The sequence below is a fragment of the ANME-2 cluster archaeon genome (genome assembly GCA_014237145.1).
GTDB lineage: Archaea > Halobacteriota > Methanosarcinia > Methanosarcinales > Methanocomedenaceae > Methanocomedens_A.
The window spans coordinates 1-4,625 of the sequence record JAAXOC010000114.1; the positions used below are offsets into that span (position 1 = coordinate 1).

The following is a 4,625-nucleotide window of genomic DNA, read 5'->3' on the forward strand; positions in this document are numbered from 1 at the left end:
AAGATGATAGCCTGCATATCATAGCCCTTCACAGAGCAGATAACATAATATTTGAAAAGACCGGCATTCATTATGCAGAAGTAGGACTGCGGATACAGGCAGTACTATATCACCTTTTTGGAAAAGAGATAATGGTAACCACACGCTCGTTCAACACACTGAACGGACTTATGAATAAAATATATGGGCAAGATTATCAGAACTTGTGATCAATCCCAAACTCAGGCAGCCGTTCCCTAGCAGCCTCACGCTTCTTTTGGTGGTCGGTCAGGAACTCTTCCATCAGGCCCGCAGCCCGCTTCTTACAGGTTCCGCACATCAGGTCCCCTGACATACACTCTTTCCTGATCTCAAGCACCTCGTTATCGTCCTCGACCAGATGGTACAGCATCAGTTCATACACCGTACACTCATCAGGCACGCCGCCGTGCTCCTTTTGCTCTTCCAGTGTCACCCTGCCACCGGTCCTGGCGCGCATGATCTTCTTTGCAGCTGATTTTGGCTCTTCGGTGAGGGCAATGATACTGTCCGGGATGCTGCTGCTCATCTTGCCGCCCTGAAGCCCTGTCATGAACTTGTGGTACGTTGAGGCAGGGGGCAGGAATGCATAGCCTCCAACCAGCAGTTCAACGTCCCTGACCGCATCCTGCACATGTTCCATATCGCCTTTCACATCGATATGTCCCTCGAACATTTTGATATCATCCTTGTCAAAGTCCACTGCCAGTCGTTTTGCCAGGGTCTTGAACGCTTTTTCAGGTGCCGATTTGGAGTATATCTTAACTACACCATCACTCTGGAACACATGGAACAAGTTCATCTTATCTGCCAGTCCCCTGGTCAGCCTGATATGTGGGTCCTGGTCCGCACCCACTGGTATTACAACCGGGCGTGGGCCACCGAACTCCTGAAGTTGCGGGTGCAGGATATCAGCACTCTGCATCGTGGCCGAGACCATGTGCGCTATATTTGTCTCGCCGTTAAAACCGTAGATGGCGCTCAATTCCGAAAAATTGGCTTTGACACCCAGTTCAAAGGCCAGGTCGCGCACCTGTGGGCTGGTGGATTGGGAATAGATTCGCCCGCCTTCTGGTTCGAAACCCAGGGCTATTAGGCTTAAGATATATTCCTCCACCCCGATGCGCCTGCACTCCTCCCATGAGATGCCACGTACGCTGTGTGCTTCCATGTCAGCCACTGCCATGAACACGGTACCGCCCTGCTGCTGGTGCCATATTATCTCCTCCATCACCATCTTATGGCCCAGATGGATGCGGCCTGATGGCATGAACCCGCTCATGGCACTGAATGGCTTTTTGGAGTTCATGGCATCTACTATAGAATCGTAACTGCGGTGTCCGAAAATTATACCACGGCGCATAAAGCGGTGGGGATGCTTGATACGGGGAAGCAGTTCATCGAAGCGGGATATCCCAAATTCGTCAAAGAGTTTCTGGTAGTCGTCTATGGATGATGATTTCCAAGGATTAATTTCAGTCATGGTCTGAGTGAATAAATAGCAATCTGGTAAATAATTGTTTCCATTCCGGACATGCCTGGGCAGTTACCTGTACATCCCGTATTGGTCCTCTGCGGGTTTAGCGACCTGTTTCCTCAGGCTGGTAAGGTGCTTCTCTACATTTTCGGCTTCGTTATACAGAGGTTCCAGGTCGAGCTTGATGGTATGAATCAGCTTATCGATCATTTCAATCACATGGGCTGCTATTCTGGCATCTGAAATATTGGTACCTCTCTGGGCAATGGGTACTAACACTTTCAGGCCCCGTATCTTACCTTCATTTAGGAGCACTCCCGAAATACCGGGAATCATGCTATGGATAAGCGGTTCAATTTCAAGTTGTTCCAGTTCCTTCCTGGCAGCATCCGTACTTCCTATTCCAAAGAGTTTGAAACCATCTTCATCCAATATCTGTGTCTCAGGGGAAATTATCCTTGAACATCCTGCTTCTTCTGCAAATGACAGAACAGTGTTGGCAACATTCCTTGCCATTGGCGGGTAAGGTGTAAATTCGGAAAGGAAGACCACTATCTTTGCCTTTTCATCGGCATATATCCTTGCAGGGAATTTGGGTTTTGAGTCATAGATCATTGAAACGGGCGGGAACTCATCTGAGTCGAGACCGCATATTTGGTCAAGGTTCAGAACATTGATAAGGTAGCTGGCTACAATTGAGTTTATAAGGCTGGTAGATGGAAAACCATTGATTACAGTTGAGTCATCCAGATCCATTTCTTTATATCTATGCATGATTATTTCCATTTTTTCACCTTTTTTAAGTTATTGGTTTCAACATATTCGTATCTTTTCCCATAAAAATTACCTCTTTTTTGATTGTACCATATTTGTGGTAAAAATCAAGATAAATGCATTTGGAGATCTATATAGATAATTTTCTTAATTTCAATCAAATATTTTGACATGATTTAAAGGATATGCAGGATTAGATTAGATCGTATCCTGTCAATCCTATTTTTACTGCCAGAAATTTTCATTTTCTTAATGCCCCCCTCCCCCTCCTTTCGGCAGTTTTCACCAGCGCCAGTGCTTACCCAGTAGATCACATAACCGTCCCCATGCAGCCTGGATCTATATCTTATTGACCTCTTCCATACTGATCAGCCTGATATCGCTGTTTTCCAGCACTTCAATGGCATTGTTGATATTGTCAACCCTGATTATTAACAGGGCCTTCTGTGTTGCCATCGCAAAGGCATATGCATAATCAACATTAATGTCACTGGAACCCAGGACAGTGGATATTTCATGCAGGCCACCAGGGGAATCACTCATCTCAATACCCAGCACATCAGTTTCAGATACAGTGAATCCCGCATCGTGCAGTACATTATGGGCCTGTTCGGGTTTGTCTACTACCATCCGCATCACACCGAAATCCCCTGCTTCTGCAATAGTAAATGCCCTGATATTGATATTTGCGGACTTTAGTTTCTCAGTGATCTTTTCAAGCCTTCCTGCCTTGTTCTCGGCAAATATGGAGATCTGCTTAATTAACTTATTTTCCATTTATAACACCTCTATCAAATTTTTCTCTTATCAATAACCCTTTGTGCCTTACCCATGGAACGCGGAATTGTGCCCGGTTCCACGAGTTCTACCCTTGCTGAAATGTTAAGGACGGTCTGCAACGCTTTGGTCACCTTTTTCTCAAGTACCATCAGGTCAGATATCTTATCGCTGAAAACGTCCTGGGTCACTTCCACCTGTACTCTCAGGGTATCCAGTTCTTTCTCGCGGTCAACAACCAACTGGTAGTGTTCGGCCACCTCAGGTATATCCATCAATACCGCCTCCACCTGGCCAGGGAATACATTGATGCCCCTAACAATAATCATATCATCGGTCCGGCCCAGGATGCGCATGATACGTGGATGTGTCCTGCCGCACTTGCACGGCCCGGATCTGATGACTGTCAGGTCCCCTATACGGTACCGTATCAGGGGCAGTGCCTCCTTTGCCAGTGTGGTCACTACCAGTTCTCCTCTTTCTCCGTCCGCAAGCTGCTCCCCTGTCTCGGGGTCTATCACTTCAATAAGGAACTGGTCCGCCCAGATATGGATCCCATCCTGGTATGTACATTCGGTGAACAGGGGGCCGCTTATCTCTGACGTGCCGAATATGTCATAAGCTTTGATACCGGTCTGCTCCTCAATTCTTCGCCGCATTTCCTCTGACCATGGTTCGGCCCCGAATATTCCGCACTTTAATTTCGTATCATCCGCGATGCTTATCCCCAGCTTCTTGAAAACTTCGTTCACATAAAGGAAATAGGAAGGCGTGCATGCCATAGCTGTTGAACCCAGGTCCTGCATCAACTCGATCTGCCGTTCTGTATTGCCTGAACTGGTGGGAATGGCGCTTGCTCCCACCATCTCTACACCGTAGTGCAGCCCCAGCCCGCCGGTGAAAAGTCCGTAGCCGTACCCTACCTGGACCACATCACCCCTGCCTATACCGATCGATGTCAGGCCCCTGGCCAGGGAGGTTGTCCATTCTTTTATGTCATTCTCGGTATATCCCACTACAGTGGGTTTGCCTGTGGTTCCGCTGGATGCATGGTAGCGTACTACCTGTTCCTGGGGCACGCAGAACATGCCGGTGGGATAGGTATCCCTTAGGTCCTGTTTTGTAGTGAACGGGAGTTTCCTTAGATCATCAAGGGATTGGATGTCGTTCGGGGAAATCCCTGCTTCATCGAACCGTTTCCTGTAGAAAGGAGAATGGTTGTAAACATAATGAACAAGAGATTTAAGTTTCTCTTCCTGGATGGCTTTCAGTTCATCAACCGGCATTCGCTCAATAAGTGGCTCCCAATATTCGATCATAAGAATCAGAAAGATATTATTTATTAAAAATATATAACATGTTTGGTTCAATGGACTTCGTACAGCAATTCCAGCTTTCTTATTTTGTTTTCATCCAAACTGTCTGAAATTATACCGTGGCTTGTCATTTATTTTCTTATGACGTAACGAGTAGAAGCACGCAATATCATAAAATATTTACGAAATAATAAATAAATAAACCATCGCTTGTATGCGTTTATGGTCATAACGTGAATTCCTGGGCTTAGTACCATAATCCA

Annotated in this window: 5 protein-coding genes; 1 reads left to right on the plus strand and 4 read right to left on the minus strand. The window is 46.5% G+C overall.

Annotation, left to right across the window (positions count from 1 at the left end; all coding sequences use genetic code 11):
* The coding region (locus tag HF974_15620) for a hypothetical protein (protein ID MBC2699724.1) at nt 1–209 on the plus strand (209 nt) is incomplete at its 5' end.
* Here the strand turns inward: HF974_15620 and HF974_15625 are convergent.
* The 4 genes from HF974_15625 to HF974_15640 all read right to left on the minus strand — a co-directional run bounded on the left by HF974_15625 (nt 197) and on the right by HF974_15640 (nt 4,365).
* The gene (locus HF974_15625; protein ID MBC2699725.1) at nt 197–1,501 is read right to left on the minus strand and encodes a tryptophan--tRNA ligase; all 1,305 of its coding nucleotides are present in this window, start codon (nt 1,499–1,501) and stop codon (nt 197–199) included. The two genes, HF974_15620 and HF974_15625, sit on opposite strands and share 13 nt — an antisense overlap.
* 63 nt (nt 1,502–1,564) lie before the next feature.
* Nucleotides 1,565–2,281, minus strand: a complete 717-nt coding sequence (locus HF974_15630; GenBank protein ID MBC2699726.1) for a proteasome assembly chaperone family protein — start codon at nt 2,279–2,281, stop codon at nt 1,565–1,567.
* Between the two features lie 327 nt (nt 2,282–2,608).
* Nucleotides 2,609–3,046 carry an acetolactate synthase gene (locus HF974_15635; GenBank protein ID MBC2699727.1) on the minus strand — a complete coding sequence of 146 codons (438 nt, stop codon included), beginning with the start codon at nt 3,044–3,046 and terminating at the stop codon, nt 2,609–2,611.
* Between the two features lie 14 nt (nt 3,047–3,060).
* Nucleotides 3,061–4,365 carry a phenylacetate--CoA ligase gene (locus HF974_15640; protein MBC2699728.1) on the minus strand — a complete coding sequence of 435 codons (1,305 nt, stop codon included), beginning with the start codon at nt 4,363–4,365 and terminating at the stop codon, nt 3,061–3,063.
* Nucleotides 4,366–4,625 lie beyond the last annotated feature (260 nt).

Coding starts and splice junctions, on each gene's coding strand:
- HF974_15640 (MBC2699728.1), bottom strand. CDS start 4,365: ATGATCGAATATTGGGAGCCACTTATTGAGCGAATGCCGGTTGATGAA.
- HF974_15635 (MBC2699727.1), bottom strand. CDS start 3,046: ATGGAAAATAAGTTAATTAAGCAGATCTCCATATTTGCCGAGAACAAG.
- HF974_15625 (MBC2699725.1), bottom strand. CDS start 1,501: ATGACTGAAATTAATCCTTGGAAATCATCATCCATAGACGACTACCAG.
- HF974_15630 (MBC2699726.1), bottom strand. CDS start 2,281: ATGGAAATAATCATGCATAGATATAAAGAAATGGATCTGGATGACTCA.